The sequence below is a fragment of the Dorea longicatena genome (assembly GCF_024168045.1).
GTDB lineage: Bacteria > Bacillota > Clostridia > Lachnospirales > Lachnospiraceae > Dorea_A.
In genome coordinates, this window is sequence record NZ_CP100126.1 from 302,936 (window position 1) to 320,306 (window position 17,371).

The window sequence follows — 17,371 nt, forward strand, 5'->3', positions numbered from 1 at the left end:
TATGAGTATAAGAATAGACGATTTAACAGTAACATTTAAAAATGGAGTGACAGCGGTAGATCATGTGGATCTGGAAATCCCACATGGGATATTTGGTCTGTTAGGTGAAAATGGTGCAGGAAAAACAACGTTGATGCGGGTGCTTACAACGGTGCTTGCACCCACAAGTGGAAAAGTTCTGTTAGATGGTACGCTATATTGCGAAGCAAATTACGAAAAGATACAGAAAAAGATTGGGTATCTGCCACAGGAAATTGATCTGTATCCGTCTTTGACTGTTCGAGAATGTCTGGAGTATATGGGAGATCTGGCTGGAATTGAGAAAAGAGAAAGCAAGAAAAGGATTGATTACTATCTGGAGAAGACCAGTCTTGCAGACCATCAGAAAAAGAAAATGCGGCAGCTTTCAGGTGGAATGAAGCGAAGAGTTGGATTAGTGCAGGCATTACTCCATGAGCCGGATTTTTTAATTGTGGATGAACCAACAACAGGGCTCGATCCGGAGGAACGCATCCGTATCCGTAATTTACTGGTAGATTTTGCAGAAGAACGCACCGTATTATTTTCAACGCATGTGGTGGAGGATCTGATGGCAACCTGTAATCAGCTTGCGGTTATGAAAAAAGGTAGATTCCTTTATACAGGAACAATGAGGGAATTATTGAATAAGGCAAGAGGGCATGTATGGGAATGCTGTACAGAGGACGAAAGCCTTGCAAGAGAATTAGAAAGAAAATATCATATTTCCAGTAAGCAGTATACGGAGGAAGGAATTAGATTAAGACTGTTAGGGGAGAATATGCCGTCAGAAAGTGGATGTATAGCTTGTGACGTAACTTTGGAAGATGCATATATCTATGTAACCAATCGATAAACATTGTTAATGAGGAGTGAAAGCTAAATGCTAAGAAAAGCAGGTGATGTTATGGGAAAGTGATGATTCTTACCATTTCTGATTCCGAAGAGGGAATCCTGAATAAAATTAAATCAGTTCTAGCCTGCGAAAGTACGTTAGAAGTTATGGAGATTACAAATTCTGAAAAGTTGACATTCCAAGGTTTGGAAATAGACCAGCTTCAGCGGAGCGTAATCAAAGATGGTAAGGTTGTGGAACTTACCAGACATGAATATGACCTGCTTTTTTATCTGGCCTTATCCCCCAATCGGGTATTTACAAAAGAACAGATTTACCAGCATATTTATGAGGATGTGGAGTCAGAAGTGGATAACCGTGTCTATGGGTTAGTCAAGAATCTGAGAAAGAAAATAGAAGAAAATCCGGAAGAACCGCACTACATAGAAACGATACGTGGTGTAGGCTACCGTTTTCGGGCATAAAAAGAGCCGTCCGATTGGGCGGCTCGAAGTATTTAAACAGCAGTTTTCTTCACTGCCTGTTTATAGTTACCGGTAGCATCGTAATCTCCAGAGAGGAGCAGATTCTGGCGAAATTGCTCCAGTTTGATCTTGAAGCGTTTCCCATCCTCAACAGTCGTAAGCATGGTAAGAGCTTCTAGCATTCCCTGAATATATCCGGTTAGCAGGTAATATCTGCAGGGTTCTTCCGATGGTGAGATATTGGACAGGGTTTCTTCCAGATGTTCCTGACGTTCCCTGAGCCATGCATCCCAGACATCCAGTTCCAAATCAGTCATGGTGTTCCTCCTTTAAATCTGATGATAATCGTCTTTGGTGTGGAGGGGAGAAGTTTCATGCACAAGCATTTTTCTGCTCCAGATCCAAATATGGATTTGTAAATTCAAAAATAATAAGTTCATCCGCATCGAACATGAGCTCCAACTCTTTTAGTGTAGCTGCTGGATATCCGCAATCTCTGAATCGTTCTAATACGTCTGTTTCCGTTTCAAATGGTTCACCGTCTTCCAGCTTTTCTCCGATTATTAAGCCACATGGAGTCAATAGGCTTTCTTCATATAAGCGGACACAATATCGGTCAGGGAAAAATAGGTGTGCTTCATCCGTGTTATAATAAATTCGTTCTCCAGGTTCTATGCTTTGCATCACAAAGGGAACATGATATGCAGCGGCTATCGCCTGATATGCTTCATAAAGTGGAGTCCATGCTGTCTCTAAAGAAAGTAGAATATACGTATCATTCCATTCCATGTAGCTGACATTTCCACGAAGAGATATTCCGGTGGAATCTATTTTCTTGTGGGAAAATAAATTGCCAATCCAGCATAAATCAGGATTCTGGTTCAGAATGATGTAGGTTTCCAGGTCCTCCCACAAGTCATATAGTCCTTCCGGATTTCCTTCTGTATAAAAGATCACATCATCACAGCAGATATTTGCCATTATACATCCACCTCCGTTCCAAAAGTTTCACCCATATTCTGGTTGGAAACCGTAAGGTTTACAGGGGATAAGGTGCCAGAGGCAAGCCATTGTTCGATTGCATCAATTACCTGCTCCAGCGTGTCGTTATAAGCCACATTGCAGTCTTCCAGTCGGAGAAACTGCAGGTATGCTTCATGAAGAAGGCTTGGATCATCACGCAGCGTTTCATATGGAAGGTTGCAGAGTCCGATTCTTTCCTCCAGACGTTCCATGGAGCGGCGGATGAAGTCGCAGGAAATAAATTGTTCCCGGTAGATGTTATAAGCAGCTTCAAGCTGGTCATAGGTCAAAATAAATGAGACTTTTTCGCAAGGATTAGATGATTGTTCTTTCATGGTAAATTCCTCCATTCATATTACAATTGGCTGGTGGTACGGATTCTCTTTGTTCGGGAGTAAGATGCACCAGCAATTTCCAGCGCAGGTCGATCTCCCGGTGAATCCAGGTGTCATTTTCATAAACTTCATGTGTCAAAAGGTTATAAAGAATCGGTTCTTTTTCTATATCATCCAGATCTGCGACCAGGCAGGTTGCCTGATTCACATAGGGCCAGAGTGCCTGTTCGACCATATGGCGTAGTTCCAGTATCAGAGGATACATTTGTCCTACATCATAGGTTTTGGACATGCAGGAGCTGATTTTCTTCAGCATCCCGGAAGTTTGTATCATCTGGTTGATGACGGTACATTGTTCATCCACATCTGCATCCGGATTCAGGACCAGCCGGTGGAGCAGCACAGATTTTGCATAGGCAGAAGCGGTCAGGTTGATGTTTCTGACCAGTTCTTCATACGGCTGCTTATACTGTGTCTTCAGCACTTCCAGAGGCACATGTTCCCGGTTCTTCTTTAAGGTGGAGAGGAGCCCCGAAAGGCAGCTCTCCAGTTCTTCCATTCTTGTCAAGCACACATCGCCTCCATCTCCATCGGAACACGGGTGTAGCTGAGACGGTAAATACTGTTGCAGGTCTCAAATACCACACCGTTTTCGGATACTTCCAGAATACTCTGCACCGGACTGGTAACAAAGGTCTGGTTATAACTATAGATCCACGCCCGTTCTCCCAGATGGAGGGGCAGGGACAGGATTCCGGTGAGGACATATTCTTTCTTTTGGGTGGTGTGTAAGGTTATATTTGTATTCTTCATTGATTTCACGCTCCTTTCCTTACTTAATTTTGTTTGCAATTACGGCAGCGACCAGTTTGGCGCATCCCAATTCCATCTCGGATAAGTGCTGTCCGGTTCTGGAACAGAGAAGAAGTGCCAGCGGTTCTTTGCATTCCCTTAAAATCGGGAAAAAAGCACAAACCGGCTGACGGGCGTTGGATACCGGGTAGACAGGGCAGTTCTCAGCAAAGATATGTTCCTGGCCGCCCACAACCAATTCGGCGAGTTCTTCTGTAACGGGAGTGCCTTCCGGAAGATAGATGCCCGCAGATACGAGGATGTGATTCTCACTGCAAATTGCGATACCACAGTGGATGACACTGTAGAGGACGGAAAGATAGGAAGACATTTCCTCTTTTCCGTTTAAGTAGGCAGGGCATTTGCGTAAAAGCAGCTCCATGCCCACATTTTCCAGTTCCAGTGCATCTCCGTCTGAGAGCTTCATTTGTTTCCGGATTTCTGCAGGGATGACAATACGCCCCTGAGAGTCCATAGTCCGGATGAGTGCAATATTCATAACTAAAGTCTCCTTTCTTAAAAAGAGGAGAAGCAGCAAAGTACCGCTTCTCTTCTGAAAATTTAGGCAGCGTAAGGCGGAGCCTGTGCTGTCTGTTGCATTTGACTGTTCTGCTGGTCTGCCAGCATCCGTTTCCCGTTATTGATCAGTGATGCAGCAATCACCGTTTCCCAGTTGGAAATATAGGAATCCGTCCGCTTCAGAAGCGTGAACAGATCCATGTCGGTAAGCTGGATGGCTGTTGTCTTTTCGGACTGGAAGCTGCGTGGCTGCATGTAGGAACCACCGTTCTTAGTCTGTGCTTTGATGCCTTTCCCATTTACAATCTGGATTTTCCAGGGGCTTTTCATAGGCTGCCCTTTGGAATCATAGGGATGTCTGGAGATATAAAACATCTGGGCTGTGGAATAACCGTTCTGATCGGGATTGCCGTAGATCTTGCTCTGGCTCCATTCAAATTCCTGAAAACCGGAAGTAATCCGGGTTAAGAGGAACTGAATCTGTTCCGGTGCCAGGTTGAAACGGGTGATGATGTTCCGGTCTCCGGTACCGTTGGAATAATCCTGAATGGTGACGCAGATTAAAGAATGTACTTTATGCCCGTTTTCCTGATATTCCCCTTTGGCATGTAGCTGTGCATAGCTGCCGAGTGGTGCGTAGCGGAGCCGGTCATAAAAGGCAATGAGTGCCCGGTCATTCTGGATCTTGCAGATCTGGTCGGTAATCCGGTTTTGATAAGTTTCATTCATGAGTGTTCACCTTCCTTTATTTGAGATGCTGTTTGACAAGCTGTGCCATATTCTTTGGAAGCTCTTCCAGTTTCGTGATATCCAGGAATCCGTCCTTGTAAATCCGGCGGATATTTTCCTTATCGTCACCAATGGCAGCCGCAAACAGGATGACATCCCGTTTTTCGTATTCTTTCTTGATGCCCCGCAGATCTGCCTCTGCTTCCGTCCCGCTGTAGCCGTAATCGGCTGGCTGACCGTCAGAAATCAGGATCAGCAGCTTCTGAAGCTCCGGGCGTGTGCACAAATGCTCTGCTACGAAGCGGAGAGCTGCGCCATCCCGGTTCCCGTTGCGGTCGCACATATCCATCAGCCGGTAACAGTCCTCATTGTCCACAGAATCAAATTCTGCATAGGAGTAAAGAGCAACGCCGCCTGCATCCGTGGAATGTCCGTAAATGGTGATAGGGATACCGAGGCTTTTACAGAAATCATAAAGGACAATGGCAGTCTTTCTTGCGTGTGTCATCCGGTCCCCCCAACCCATCGAACCACTCTCGTCAATCAGGAGGGCAACAGCCAGACGTTTTTCCTCTCCCGGAAGTCTGGTTCTGGTAAAGATGGTTCCGTCTGTCTTATAGAGAGCATGGGAGTCCAGACGTTTTCCAAATAGGAGATTCTTTTGCTTTCCGCCCTGCTGTTCTTCTTTCAAAAGCGGTAGGATGGTGCTTTGCAGCTTTTTGGAAGCGCGCAGGAGCGGGGGAGCAACTGTCTGGTATTCATTCTTCAGGTAATCGGAAACACTGGTCAGGCGATGGATGGTAACATGGATGCCTGCATGGGCATTACCGTAATGAATGTCATTGGCTGTTTTCTGCAGTTCCTCGGTCAATTCCGTCTGACAGTCTTCCTGCACCTTTTCGGCAGCCACATCGTTTAAAATCCGGAACAGATCCTCTGCAGCATGTTCATAGCCGCTGCCCTGATACTGACTGGCATAAGTGACGCCGGGGTTGTTTTCATCCAGAATGGTATTGGTCTTTGTAAGAGTAATGCGCCCGCCTTCTTCCGAAAGCACCTGTTTGGCTTCCTCTATGGCATCCTCTTTAGCACGTGGGCCGGAAGGAGCATTGCCCTCATCATTCCCAGTTCCTTTTTGGGAAGCTGGTTTGATATTCTTTGGAATGGCACCGCTTTTCCCGGTCGGAAGAGGAGCGCCGCTGCTGACTTCATCCCCCAGAAGATCTTCCAGAGCATCGGCAGCGGAATCCTCGCCATGCATTTCCAATTCCTCCCGTGTCTTTTCGATGAGCGGCTGGATATAGTTCCAGGTTAGGGCTAAGAGTGCATTGGAAGCCAGCATCCGGTCAGTGCCTTTTTCCGATTCCATTGCCGTATCCAGAAGATCGGTACAATCGGAAATGGTATCCAGATAATCCCCCTGATAGCCGGTGGGATTGTTGATGTTTCCGGTCCGGCAATAAGAAAGGATCAGGTTGGCAATGATGGAAAATGGTTGGTATTCTTTGTCAATTTGTTCCTGTATGGAAGGAATTTGTTCGGACATACGCAGGTTATTGAGTTCAATCCCCTGTCGGAAGGTGCCGTGGAACTCCTCACACATACGGTCTTCAATATGGATGTCTTCCAGAATGTTTTGGAAAGTTCCGGCACATCGTGCCAGTGTCAGGCATCCGGCTTTGTCCTTTTCTTCTAACACTTCTTTGATCTCATCCAGTGCTGTCTGATAAGCGGGAAGGGATAGCTCCGGCTCCTTCGGATAGAAGGAACCGTTTTCCAGACTCCTCAGATGAACAGCGTGGGCTGTGAAATCAGAATAGAGTAAGTGCCCCACTTCATGCCCGGTGAGCCCGGTCAGGCTCTGGGAACGTAAGAAACGGGTGGGGAAAGACTGGGTGATCGGGTTCGCTGCGTTGAGATGCACCTTATAGTTGTCGGTATATGCAACGCCTGCCTGTTCGGAAATGTCCCAGTCCAGCAGTACCTGCAGTCCATACCGGTAACGTCCGGTGACGGCTCTGGCAAGGGAGGTCTGGTACTTCTGATAGGCAGCGGAGAGGAATAACTCCTCATCCGCAATGGAATCCTCTTTTGCCCGGATTAGTTTCTTTAAATTTCTTTGGCTGTGATTCACGTGATATTCTTCCTTTCTTTTCTTAGATTTTTTGTCAGCAGTTCCTCCATCGTGCAGCCGTAATACACAGCAAGGCGCAGGACAGCATAAGCCATCGGGGAGGATTTTGCATTTTCATAATTCATAATGGTTTTCGGGGGAAGATTTAAGATTCTGGCAACTGCCTTTTGTGATAACTTCGGTGTTTTGGCTTGCCGGAGATAAGACAGATTATCTGCCAGATGCTTTCGGATCTGGGCTTCTGTGAGTGCTGCTTTTTTCATAAGCGTGTCCTACGCAGCAAGCACAGTATCCAGACAGCTTTCTTCCACTTCCGTACGGTTCTCAGCATCGGCAGAGGCAGAGGCAAGCACCGTGTAACGGGCCGCTTCCCGGATATCCCCGCAGACCATGTAGGACTGCACCCAGGAGATCAGCTCCCTCATGCCGCAGCAGCCATCTGTAATGAGGTTTTCCCGGCAGTAGACAGCCATGGATTTGACAATGCGTGTCATCAGACGTACCGTTTTTGCATCCTTGCATCCGGTAACAGCCATGGCACGTTCTACCTGTGTATCCTCATCCGGCTCATCCAGATCAATCACAAGGTTCATTCGGGAAATGACAGACTGGTTCATCTGTTTACAGCCTGCATAGTCATTGTTTGTGGTGATTACGATGGTCGTATCCGGATGACGGTGAATGGTTTCTCCGTTTGGAAGATATACGCTGTTACAGCGGTCTAAAAGGGAGTTGAGTCCAACCAGTACGCCGGGATTTGCAATGACAGTGGGTTCCTGGATTTCCAAAATGTATCCATAGCGGATGGCTTCGACCAGAGGCGTATCAACATACTGGAAATTCTGTCCGGAGGTGTGTTCCTTATAATAGCTGTGCATTTCATCAAAAATCGTATCGATCAGCTTCTGGTAGGTGTCTTCGGCAGAAATCTCTTCATCATAGTTTCCGGTCAGCTTCTGATAGGCACCGGAAGGATCTAACTGGATTTCCTGAAAAGACGGGTACTGCCGCTGAAGCCGGGTGCGTTTTCCGTCCACATCCGGAAGAATCTGACCTAAAAGGTCGAATACCTCTGTATTTGCGGAACAGGTAATGCAGCGGTAAGGAAGGTGAAGTGCGGAAGCAATGGCTTTGGCTCCTTCGGTTTTTCCGGTACCTGCCGGTCCACGTAAAAGAAAATTCCGCATCGGCTGTGTGGTATCCGTTGTCAGCTTTGCGTGTTCGCAGATCCGTTTGATTTCCGGAGGGATGATGTACCACTCTGCCAATGGCGGAACAGATAGTTCCTCTTCCGGAGACAGCCTTCGAGATGCGGTCAGGATAAATTTCCCAACAAAATCATCTCTGGAAATGGCTGCTTGTGCTTTCTTAAATCCACTTCCTGGACGTAACACCTGAAAGTCTCCATGGAGCACTTCGGTTGGTGCATAGACCCCCTTCTGGATATTTAACGGTTTGATCAGCGACAATACGCCGTTTGCCGGAAGGTCAATCTTAACACCACCGGTCGGGAGACCTGATGCATAGCGGGTTCTCCGGTAAATGTTGTCGCAGAGAACGGCTGCTGTTTCCGCAGCGGCGTCCAGATCGGGATAACCGTTGTCCCGGTGCGCTTTTAATTCCTGATACTTTTCATTACACTCTTCATCTGCCAGAAAAACCGGCATCAGTGCGAACAGCAGAGCCGCACCGGACTGTTTGGAGTCTTTAAATTCGTATTTTTCCGGTGTGCTTTCCACATCCGGCGGAGGAGTATAGCAGCCTCCGTAAAACTTTCCGTTTAGTTGGTTGTAGACAACCACCTGAAGATCACCGGTTTTGCTCGGATATTCCGCCACAACAAAATTGTTGGATTGGGTACCGACCGCCCCAAGCTTTTCTGGCGGGGTACTGCCAACCGGGTTTTCCAGCTCCAGATAAGCAAGGACTGCCCGCAGGGTAGCTGCATGAAGCGTGGATTTTTTCCGTGGCTGTGTACAGTATTTGGATGCAATGTCATCAAAGATTGCATGGTCCGTATAATCCTCAAATGGTTCCGGGAGTTTGCGTTTGAACCCCCAGGTTGCTACGATGTTATTTGCCATGATTCGTTCCTCCTTCTTATGAGATCCAGGACAGTTCCAGTGCCTGCTCTGTCTCTTCTGTGGTCAATTCATCTTCGGTAAAAATTTCCGTCAATTCGCTCCAGTAATCTTTGGGCGGGAAATGTTCCAGCTTTCCCCGGACTTCCGGTTCAGTGCCGTTTAGAATATAGACATCTCCCTGCTCGTTGATAAACAGCTTTTCATAGCCTCTTGCCTGTAAGTCACCGACCAATTCCATCAGTATCGGTTTCCCAATCAGGGAATACCATGATTTAGGATTAACGGCTGGTCTGCCATCCGGATTTCCTTCTGACGGTTCCTTTTTATGTAAGGATTCAATGGTCATCATCTGAAGCATCAGACTGCCACGGGCATCCATGAGAATTTCCGCAAAATTATAGCTACCGGTATTCCGGGTGCGAATCCGTAATGGTTCCCCATCCAGTATCCGGAAGAGCGGTGGTTCTTTCACAAAATCCCATGTGGCATCCGGGAAGGCTTCCTTGAGCTTTCCGGTAATCTGGAATTTGATCTGTCTCCAGAGAATGGTTTCCAGATCAGGTGTTCCTTCCAGATGACGAGTTCTTTCTGGGCGTTTTCGGGGCTTATGCTCCCTGCTTTTCAGGCGTTCCGTGAAAAGCGGGAGAAGATAACTGAACAGCGTGACTCCGATACCGATCAGGGCAATGCCTGCAATCAGAAGCCGGTTGGCATCCTGTGGTACGAAAAGAGCTGCAAGAAACAGTACAAGCACGACAAACTGTAAGAATTTTTTTCGATTTGATTTTTTCATGGGATGATTCCTTTCTGATTCGTGATTCTTAGACGAGTCCGGAAGCTGGATGGAAAATCACTGCTTCCGGACATGAAAAAGAGGAACTACATCATCACAAAGATGATAAATGCAATTCCTCAACATAGGGTTCCTTGAGAGTTAATAGGGCAACTGGGAAGCCATCTGTTCCGGCACATTTTGAAAGCCGTCAGTTGGCTGACTGCCCGGCATACCTCCGTAATTTGGCATTCCGGTATAACTGCCCTGCGGCGGGTAGCTACTCTGTGGCTGACCGGTTCTGTTTGGAGGAGCCTGATACTGTCCGCCATTTGCAGGAGACGCGTAGGCACCGTTAGCTGGAGCCATTCCCTGCTGTGGATAGCCGCCAGGCATTGCCTGATTCTGGTAGCTGCCATTGGGATTTCCATGCATTGGGTAGCTGCCATTGCCGGCTGCACCGGGCGTTGCCGCACCACCATTCGGCTGGCTGTTCTGGTTTGCACCCGGATGTCCGGTATTGCTGTCAGAACGGTTGGATGGTACAAAGTGCCAGTCCTTGACATTGATCCTCGGACCGGCATTTGCCTGCCCCGCATTCTTTCCTTTCTGATAAATGAACGGATGAAGTTCCAGATCACCATAGATCATCAGCCCGGTTCCTTTCTTTACGCCTGCTTTTGCTAAGCGTTCTGCAAGGAACTTGTTAAAATAGCACTGATAGTAAATGGTTTCTTCCTTTCCATCCTGGCCTCGCTGTGAAACTGCAATGTCCAGAGAAACATATTCCGTACCGGAATTTTTCCCTTGCTGCATCTCAGGATCTTTTGTGGGCCTCCCTAAAATTGTTAAAATTGCTGACATAAAAATTCTCCTTTCTGCCTCTTCGGGCGTTAAAATAGATTAAAATAAAAAAAGTGCCATTATAGCACCGTATAAAACGGCAGTATAATGACACGATTTTCCAAACTTAAACTGCATGTGCTTCTGGAGAAATGGTCCAGACTCCCATGACGGGATAGCACAAAAACTTAAATACAAGATTATATTACCACAATATATAGCGTATGTCAAAATAATTAAAACTATATATAGTATATGTGGACGAGGCAAAAGGATAATATCAAAAGAATCTTGGACATAGTTATAAAAGTGCAATATAATATTGTTTAAATCGGAAAATGGAAGGATGAGAAAAATGGAGCAGAAAAACAGAATTCTGATTGTAGAAGACGATACGGATATCAATAATCTTTTATATACGGCATTACAGAAAGCAGGATATGAGACGGTACAAGCTTTTTCCGGGACGGAAGCGAGGATGCTGTTCCAGATGGATAAGGCGGGCTTTTCTTTGATTCTATTGGATCTGATGCTTCCGGGAATTTCGGGAGAAGAGGTGCTTGCCCAGATCCGGAAACAGGGCAATACGCCGGTTATTGTCCTGACAGCCAAAGACGGATTGGATGAAAAAATCGGGCTTCTTACCAGTGGGGCAGATGATTATATTACAAAACCGTTTGAGATACAGGAGGTGCTTGCCCGGATTCAGGTTCAGCTCCGTCACAAGCAGCAGGAGCCGGAACATAAAAGCGTGTCATATAAAAACCTGGAACTGGACCGTGAGCGTTTTGAAGTCCGGATTGCCGGAGTGCTGCTTCCTAAAATTACAAAGCAGGAATTTGCAATTCTGGAGCTTTTACTGGAGCATCCGAAACAGGTCTTCAGCAAAGAAGAAATTTTTGAATATGCGTGGGATGAACATTATATGGGAGAGACAAAGACACTGGATGTACATATCAGCAATATCCGGAAAAAGATAAAAGCAGTAACGCAGGAGGAATATATTGATACCGTATGGGGAATCGGCTACCGTCTGCATTCTTAATCTTTACTCTTTTTTTACTATTTATTTGCGTTTGATTAGGATTTATCCGATATGATAACAGCAGATAAGAAAAGGAGATGAAAGCATTGAGTGAATTGTTATTAAGTACAAATGGATTAACAAAGCAGTATGGTCATCATAAGGCAGTGGATAAAGTAAATCTTCACATAAAAAAAGGTGCTATCTATGGATTTATCGGACGAAACGGTGCGGGAAAGACGACCTGCCTGAAGATGATCAGTGGACTTGCAAGACCGACAGCCGGAGAGATTGAGATGTTCGGGTGTAAAGGAAAAGAACTGGAGAGGATTCGTTCTCGTGTGGGGTGTCTGATTGAAGCACCGGGGTTGTATGGTAACATGAATGCATATACAAACCTGAAAATAAAATGTGAATTGTTTGGTATTCGGAAAAAGGGATACATCGAAGATATCTTAGAGACGGTCGGGCTGGAAGGTGTCGGAAAGAAAAAAACGAAACATTTTTCCCTTGGAATGAAGCAGCGTCTCGGAATCGGGCTGGCACTGGTCGGGGAGCCGGATCTCCTGGTTCTTGATGAACCAATCAATGGGCTTGATCCCCAGGGAATTGCAGAGGTGCGTGACACCATACAGAGACTGCGCGATGAACGGAATATGACGATTTTGATATCCAGTCATATTTTAGAGGAATTATCTAAGATTGCAACAGATTATGGAATTATCCATAATGGAAGTCTTCTGCAGGAGCTGACAAGCGAAGAACTGATGAAACGCTGCAGTGAACGGATTGAAATAGAGTTAGTCCATCCGGAGCAGGCGGTTCCGATTCTGGACAGAATGGGATTTACCAACTATCAGGTTACAGATAAGAGCCATATCCATATATTTGAACGATTGAATGAAAGCGCCAATGTCAATATGGAGCTGGCAAAAGAAGGAATTTTGGTCAATGGAATTTCCATTACCAGTGAAGAACTGGAAACCTATTTCTTGAATCTGACAGGAGGGAATCAAAATGCTTAATATGATAAAAATGGATCTGTACCGGATGGTCCGGACAAAAAGTATGTATGTGGTATGGATTGTGATGGCGGCAGCTATATTCTTCTCCACATCCATGTCGAAACTGGATATTGATACGATGAACAAGGAAGCGGAACAACAGCAGACAGAAAGTATTGCAGAAACAGTGGAACCGGAAACCATCAATATGGGAATGTCCGTATTCCTGCCGACACAGCCGGGAGAAAAAGTAACGGTCTTTGATCAGGTTTATGCAAACCTGCAGGCGAAGTTTGTGGCGTTGTTTCTGGTGATTTTTACAGTGCTGTTTTCCAGTGCGGATATAGGAAGCGGTTATATAAAAAATATCGGCGGACAGGTAAGGAGCCGGAGAAACCTGATCTTTTCCAAAGCTACAGTGTTGTTTGTGTATACGACTGTTACCATGCTGATTTATTTTATCCTTCAGATTATTGCACAGCAGATGTATTTCGGATATCTGGAGTGGGGGAATGGAAGCGAGTTGCTGAGATACTTTGGTATTCAGATTTTGCTTCATTATGCACTGGTACTAATCAGTATGGCGATTGCGGTGGTTTTGAACAGCAACGTGTTCAGCATGACGATTGTTATCTGCCTGTGCATGAATACCATGATTGTCTTATACGGAGTGATCAATCATTTGATCCAGAAGGCAGGTGTGGAGAATTTCCAGATTTTGAAATATACAGTGACAGGAAAGATTGCACTTTTATCCATGTCACCGACCAATAAGGAATGCCTGACGGCAGTTGTGATTGCGGCGGCGTTCGGAATCGTGGTTACATTACTGACAGCATGGGTATTCAGAAAGAGAGATATCTAAATGATAAAACTAGGGTTCGTGCTATTGATAGCAGTGATACTGGTACAAGGAATGTTATTTTGGAAATACCAGCGGCAGGTGAAAGACATCTGCCGCCAGTTGTCGTTTCTGATGAAGCACGACAGCAACATGCTGATTACCAGAGAAATGGATTTTGGAGGCATTGGTGAGTTGGCAGATGTTTTAAACGAATGGCTGGAACTGAAGCGAAGGGAAAAGAAGGAATACTTGAAGAAAGAGGAGATGATTTCGGATACATATACAAATCTCTCACATGATATCCGTACTCCTTTGACATCCCTTGACGGATATTTTCAGTTAATGGAAACCTGTGAAGACCAGGAAGAGCAGAGACGGTATATGAAGATCATACAGGAGAGAATCGGCAGCCTGAAAGAAATGCTGGAAGAATTATTTACTTTTACAAAACTTAAAAACGATTCTTTTCATCTGGAAATGTCATCCTGCTGTATCAACAAGATTTTGAAAGATACCATATTTTCCTACTACGATGAATGGACGGGCAGAGGAATTGAACCGGAGATACAGATTACAGATAAACTGCTGTTTATGAACGGAAATGAACAGGGAATCCAGAGAATTTTTCAGAATATCATAAAAAACGGACTGGATCACGGGGAGAAGAAAATCAGTATTTCACTGGAAGAAGTTGAAAACAACATCCGGATACAGATAAAAAATCAAGTATGTCATGTGGAAAAAATAAATGTAGATCAGGTGTTTGAACGGTTTTATAAAGCGGATGAAGCACGCAGTAAGACTTCCAGCGGTCTCGGCTTATCAATTGCGAAAGAGCTGGTACTTCGTATGGATGGGAAAATCAGCGCCCGGATAGAAGGGAATGAGTTCTGTGTGGAGATTGTGTTTCCAAAATAAAAGGAAAAATTTATATTAAAGCAAGTGAAAATGGGGAATGACTTTATATAGGTTTCATGGTAGAATTACAGTAGAAAGAGAAGAGTCACTCAGTCATTTGTTGTATGAAAGGATGAGTATAATGTATAAAGTAGAACTTAAATTTGATACAAGCAAGCTCGCTCCGGAAACGGTAAATCAGATGTGTGAACAGGCAGATCAGATTTTTGAGCAGGAGGATTTAAGCTGTGCAGTCAAAGCCCTTGGAAGCAGGATTTATCTTGACCGGGGACGCAAGCAGGACTATGGAAGATTCTGGGCAGCAATCTTTCAGTTGAAAAACTCCGTAGGAATTGCAGAGAATTTGTTAGAGTGTTTCTGGTATAACGGAACAGAAAAGGAGAACCTGATTACAGACTTTATAAGGAACTAACAGATGGACAGCTTACAGAGGAAAGGCATCAATTTTGACCTGAATACACAAGCACTAAAGGAATATTATCCGAAAGGTGACTGGCATAATGCATATGCGGATGTAAGGGACTTTTTTGAAGCAAACGGATTTGAGCATATTCAGGGATCGGGATATCATTCGGTGGAAGCAATGTCAGAAGCAAAAGCCATGGCAGTTATTTATCAGATGACAAAAGAATTTCCATGGCTCAATTATTGTGTGAATGTGTGTACCATATCAGATGTACCGGAACTGTTTGATATCTCGCATGTATTTGCCAGAGAAGCGGAACGGTTGGAAAAGAAAAATGCATGATTTGACAAATTATTTCCAATATGTTATATTCATCTCAAGCAAAAAAGGGAGTAGCTGAACGCCTTGAAAGAGGTGGTTTTGTAACCGACAACCGGTATCGAGAGATACCCGTAGCAAATGAGATAGCAAGACTTTTATTGTGGCAGAGGTCATGATAGGAGTCTTTTTTTATTATGAAATATAGAAAATCTGCCGCAATAGTCTGCTAAAAAGAAAGAGAGGATAAACGATGAGTAACGAAATGATGAAACGGGAAATGCAGGAAGCAGTACAGGCAGGGGAGCGGGCGCTTCAGAGCCTTTACGCAGCAAGGGATAAGTTGGGAAGTGCGAGAAACTGGGGCATTTTTGATATGCTTGGAGGAGGCTTTATCAGTGACTTTGTGAAGCATTCTAAAATGAATGACGCAGCTGCGTTGATGGAACAGGCGAAAAGCGATATTCAGCGTTTTCAGAGAGAATTAAGAGATGTGCAGGTTTCCTTGGATCTGCGCATGGAAATCGGCAGCTTCCTTTCCTTTGCGGATTTCTTTCTGGACGGGCTGGTGGCAGATTATATGGTGCAGAGCAAGATTGCAGATGCAAGAGAACAGGTGGATGATGCCATCAACCGGATAGAAAAGATACTTGCTGATGTGAAAAATCGGATGAATGGGGAGGTGTAGCATATGGGATGCCTGGGAAATGTGTTGTGGTTTGTGTTTGGCGGCGCAGTCAGTGGGCTGAGCTGGTGTCTGGCAGGTTGTCTCTGGTGTATTACCGTTGTGGGGATTCCGGTGGGGATGCAGTGTTTTAAATTTGCGGCGCTTAGTTTTTTCCCCTTTGGAAAAGAGGTGCAGTATGGTGGCGGAGCTGGTTCGTTCCTTTTGAATATCATCTGGCTGATTGTATCCGGTCTGCCTCTTGCACTGGAGCATCTGGCGTTGGGTACAGCTTTATGTGTGACGATTATCGGAATCCCGTTTGGTTTACAGCAGTTTAAACTGGCGAAACTGGCATTGATGCCGTTTGGTGCGGAGGTGTATTAAGATGCGATTATTTGATAAAAGGACACCGCTTCAGAAGGAGTGGGAAAAGCTGGAAGTACAGGAGCAGAGATTCCTTCAGAAGCGTTCAGAGAAAAGGGAGAGCATTCTGAATCAGAAACTGGAGGAAAAGATACCGCCGAAACTTCAGAAAACATTGGATACCGCTTTTGCGAAGGCATTTGCTCTGATTTTCGAGAAAGGAACCGGGGTTATTGAAAAGACGTATCAGCGGACAAAACTGGAGCAGGATTATCAGGTGCGGCAGTATATGGCGGATGTAAAGCAGAATTCCAAATCCCTCCGCTCTTTTTCTAAAAAGGCAAGAGATACGGGAACAAAGAATTTACTGCTATCCGGTGTGTCTGGAATCGGGATGGGCGTATTGGGAATCGGTCTGCCGGATATTCCGGTATTTACAGGGATGATTTTAAAGAATATTTATGAGACTGCTCTGCAGTATGGATACAGCTATGAAAGCAGGGAAGAAAAATATTTTATCTTATTATTGATCCGGGGAGCAGTATCCTATGGGGATACACTTTGTGAGATTGACGGGAAAGTAAATGAATTTATCAGAAACGGAATACTGCCGGAAGAGTATCAGGATAAGGAGCAGATCGAACAAACGGCGGGAGCTTTGTCAAAAGAGCTTCTGTATATGAAGTTCTTACAGGGAATTCCGGTGGTTGGTGCTGTAGGCGGAGCTTATGATGCAGTCTACATGAAACGGATCACAGAGTATGCAGAGCTGAAATACCGGCACAGGTATCTGGCGGGGCGGAAAAAGGCAGAGAATGGACAATTATGTAAAAGGTGTAAAAGTTATAGAGATATATGATGCCGCAAATAAGGAATTGCTGGTAAAGTATGATGATAAGCATAATATAGACAAGGTTATTTCTGCTTTAAATATAAAATCATGGAAAGAGACAGAAAAAAGCATAGGTATGAACCCTAAATATACCATAAAATTTTATTGCGATACTACGAACCAAGATGAAGAAAAAGATATAAAAGAAATTACCCTTTATGAAAATGGGGAATATGCTACGATTTTTATTACTTCTCCTGGCGGAGTAAAACAAAACTATAAAACGAGCATTGATATTTCTGAATTGGTTATCTAATAATATTTGTGTAATGAGAATGAAAATCTAATTCTTTCAAGTTTAACTAA

The 17,371-nt window shown here is 44.9% G+C and carries 24 protein-coding genes; 12 read left to right on the forward strand and 12 right to left on the reverse strand.

The window, feature by feature from the left end; all coding sequences use genetic code 11:
* Position 1 precedes the first annotated feature (1 nt).
* Both NKF87_RS01480 and NKF87_RS01485 read left to right on the forward strand, forming a co-directional pair.
* Positions 2–874, forward strand: a complete 873-nt coding sequence (locus NKF87_RS01480) for an ABC transporter ATP-binding protein (protein WP_005333452.1) — start codon at positions 2–4, stop codon at positions 872–874.
* 62 nt (positions 875–936) lie between these two features.
* Positions 937–1,338: a winged helix-turn-helix domain-containing protein gene (locus NKF87_RS01485; RefSeq protein ID WP_005333454.1), complete on the forward strand. Its 402-nt coding sequence runs from the start codon at positions 937–939 to the stop codon at positions 1,336–1,338.
* Positions 1,339–1,370: 32 nt separating this feature from the next.
* Here the strand turns inward: NKF87_RS01485 and NKF87_RS01490 are convergent, their stop codons facing one another.
* The 12 genes from NKF87_RS01490 to NKF87_RS01545 form a co-directional block, all read right to left on the reverse strand.
* Positions 1,371–1,655 carry a hypothetical protein gene (locus tag NKF87_RS01490; RefSeq protein ID WP_005333456.1) on the reverse strand — a complete coding sequence of 95 codons (285 nt, stop codon included), beginning with the start codon at positions 1,653–1,655 and terminating at the stop codon, positions 1,371–1,373.
* A gap of 55 nt (positions 1,656–1,710) precedes the next feature.
* On the reverse strand, positions 1,711–2,319 hold the full coding sequence (locus NKF87_RS01495) for a hypothetical protein (protein WP_005333458.1): 609 nt from the start codon (positions 2,317–2,319) through the stop codon (positions 1,711–1,713).
* Positions 2,319–2,696 carry a hypothetical protein gene (locus tag NKF87_RS01500; RefSeq protein WP_119246873.1) on the reverse strand — a complete coding sequence of 126 codons (378 nt, stop codon included), beginning with the start codon at positions 2,694–2,696 and terminating at the stop codon, positions 2,319–2,321. The genes NKF87_RS01495 and NKF87_RS01500 overlap by 1 nt, the downstream gene beginning before the upstream one ends.
* On the reverse strand, positions 2,677–3,255 hold the full coding sequence (locus NKF87_RS01505) for a hypothetical protein (protein ID WP_109215045.1): 579 nt from the start codon (positions 3,253–3,255) through the stop codon (positions 2,677–2,679). The genes NKF87_RS01500 and NKF87_RS01505 overlap by 20 nt, the downstream gene beginning before the upstream one ends.
* Before the next feature lie 5 nt (positions 3,256–3,260).
* Positions 3,261–3,509, reverse strand: coding sequence for a hypothetical protein (locus tag NKF87_RS01510; RefSeq protein WP_109215040.1), 249 nt, complete (start codon positions 3,507–3,509; stop codon positions 3,261–3,263).
* A gap of 19 nt (positions 3,510–3,528) precedes the next feature.
* The gene (locus NKF87_RS01515) at positions 3,529–4,047 is read right to left on the reverse strand and encodes an AbrB/MazE/SpoVT family DNA-binding domain-containing protein (RefSeq protein WP_109215039.1); all 519 of its coding nucleotides are present in this window, start codon (positions 4,045–4,047) and stop codon (positions 3,529–3,531) included.
* 62 nt (positions 4,048–4,109) lie between these two features.
* On the reverse strand, positions 4,110–4,796 hold the full coding sequence (locus NKF87_RS01520) for a hypothetical protein (RefSeq protein ID WP_109215038.1): 687 nt from the start codon (positions 4,794–4,796) through the stop codon (positions 4,110–4,112).
* A gap of 16 nt (positions 4,797–4,812) precedes the next feature.
* Positions 4,813–6,930, reverse strand: a complete 2,118-nt coding sequence (locus NKF87_RS01525) for a vWA domain-containing protein (RefSeq protein WP_195601517.1) — start codon at positions 6,928–6,930, stop codon at positions 4,813–4,815.
* Positions 6,927–7,193: a helix-turn-helix domain-containing protein gene (locus NKF87_RS01530; RefSeq protein WP_119246874.1), complete on the reverse strand. Its 267-nt coding sequence runs from the start codon at positions 7,191–7,193 to the stop codon at positions 6,927–6,929. The genes NKF87_RS01525 and NKF87_RS01530 overlap by 4 nt, the downstream gene beginning before the upstream one ends.
* A 9-nt stretch (positions 7,194–7,202) precedes the next feature.
* Positions 7,203–9,014, reverse strand: a complete 1,812-nt coding sequence (locus NKF87_RS01535) for an AAA family ATPase (RefSeq protein WP_119246875.1) — start codon at positions 9,012–9,014, stop codon at positions 7,203–7,205.
* Between the two features lie 16 nt (positions 9,015–9,030).
* Complete coding sequence (locus tag NKF87_RS01540) at positions 9,031–9,807, reverse strand: hypothetical protein (protein ID WP_201836390.1); 777 nt, start codon at positions 9,805–9,807, stop codon at positions 9,031–9,033.
* A gap of 141 nt (positions 9,808–9,948) precedes the next feature.
* A complete protein-coding gene (locus tag NKF87_RS01545; protein WP_117980470.1) occupies positions 9,949–10,650 on the reverse strand; it encodes a single-stranded DNA-binding protein in 702 nt (233 codons plus the stop codon).
* A 325-nt stretch (positions 10,651–10,975) separates the two neighbouring features.
* Between NKF87_RS01545 and NKF87_RS01550 the strand changes: the two genes are divergently transcribed.
* The 10 genes from NKF87_RS01550 to NKF87_RS01595 all read left to right on the forward strand — a co-directional run bounded on the left by NKF87_RS01550 (position 10,976) and on the right by NKF87_RS01595 (position 17,321).
* Positions 10,976–11,674 (forward strand): response regulator transcription factor, encoded by a 699-nt coding sequence (locus tag NKF87_RS01550; RefSeq protein WP_119246877.1) that lies wholly within the window; start codon positions 10,976–10,978, stop codon positions 11,672–11,674.
* A 77-nt stretch (positions 11,675–11,751) separates the two neighbouring features.
* On the forward strand, positions 11,752–12,678 hold the full coding sequence (locus NKF87_RS01555; protein WP_117980468.1) for an ABC transporter ATP-binding protein: 927 nt from the start codon (positions 11,752–11,754) through the stop codon (positions 12,676–12,678).
* On the forward strand, positions 12,671–13,522 hold the full coding sequence (locus NKF87_RS01560; RefSeq protein ID WP_253583830.1) for an ABC transporter permease: 852 nt from the start codon (positions 12,671–12,673) through the stop codon (positions 13,520–13,522). Before NKF87_RS01555 ends, NKF87_RS01560 begins: the two co-directional genes overlap by 8 nt.
* On the forward strand, positions 13,523–14,419 hold the full coding sequence (locus tag NKF87_RS01565) for a sensor histidine kinase (protein ID WP_005333486.1): 897 nt from the start codon (positions 13,523–13,525) through the stop codon (positions 14,417–14,419). It abuts the gene before it with no gap.
* 121 nt (positions 14,420–14,540) lie between these two features.
* Complete coding sequence (locus tag NKF87_RS01570) at positions 14,541–14,831, forward strand: hypothetical protein (protein WP_022415108.1); 291 nt, start codon at positions 14,541–14,543, stop codon at positions 14,829–14,831.
* 3 nt (positions 14,832–14,834) lie between these two features.
* On the forward strand, positions 14,835–15,167 hold the full coding sequence (locus tag NKF87_RS01575) for a hypothetical protein (RefSeq protein ID WP_005333489.1): 333 nt from the start codon (positions 14,835–14,837) through the stop codon (positions 15,165–15,167).
* 229 nt (positions 15,168–15,396) lie between these two features.
* On the forward strand, positions 15,397–15,831 hold the full coding sequence (locus NKF87_RS01580; protein ID WP_005333491.1) for a hypothetical protein: 435 nt from the start codon (positions 15,397–15,399) through the stop codon (positions 15,829–15,831).
* Between the two features lie 3 nt (positions 15,832–15,834).
* The gene (locus NKF87_RS01585) at positions 15,835–16,194 is read left to right on the forward strand and encodes a YccF domain-containing protein (protein ID WP_005333494.1); all 360 of its coding nucleotides are present in this window, start codon (positions 15,835–15,837) and stop codon (positions 16,192–16,194) included.
* Between the two features lies 1 nt (position 16,195).
* Positions 16,196–17,032 carry an EcsC family protein gene (locus NKF87_RS01590; protein ID WP_005333496.1) on the forward strand — a complete coding sequence of 279 codons (837 nt, stop codon included), beginning with the start codon at positions 16,196–16,198 and terminating at the stop codon, positions 17,030–17,032.
* Positions 16,989–17,321 (forward strand): DUF5301 domain-containing protein, encoded by a 333-nt coding sequence (locus NKF87_RS01595; protein WP_005333498.1) that lies wholly within the window; start codon positions 16,989–16,991, stop codon positions 17,319–17,321. Before NKF87_RS01590 ends, NKF87_RS01595 begins: the two co-directional genes overlap by 44 nt.
* Positions 17,322–17,371 lie beyond the last annotated feature (50 nt).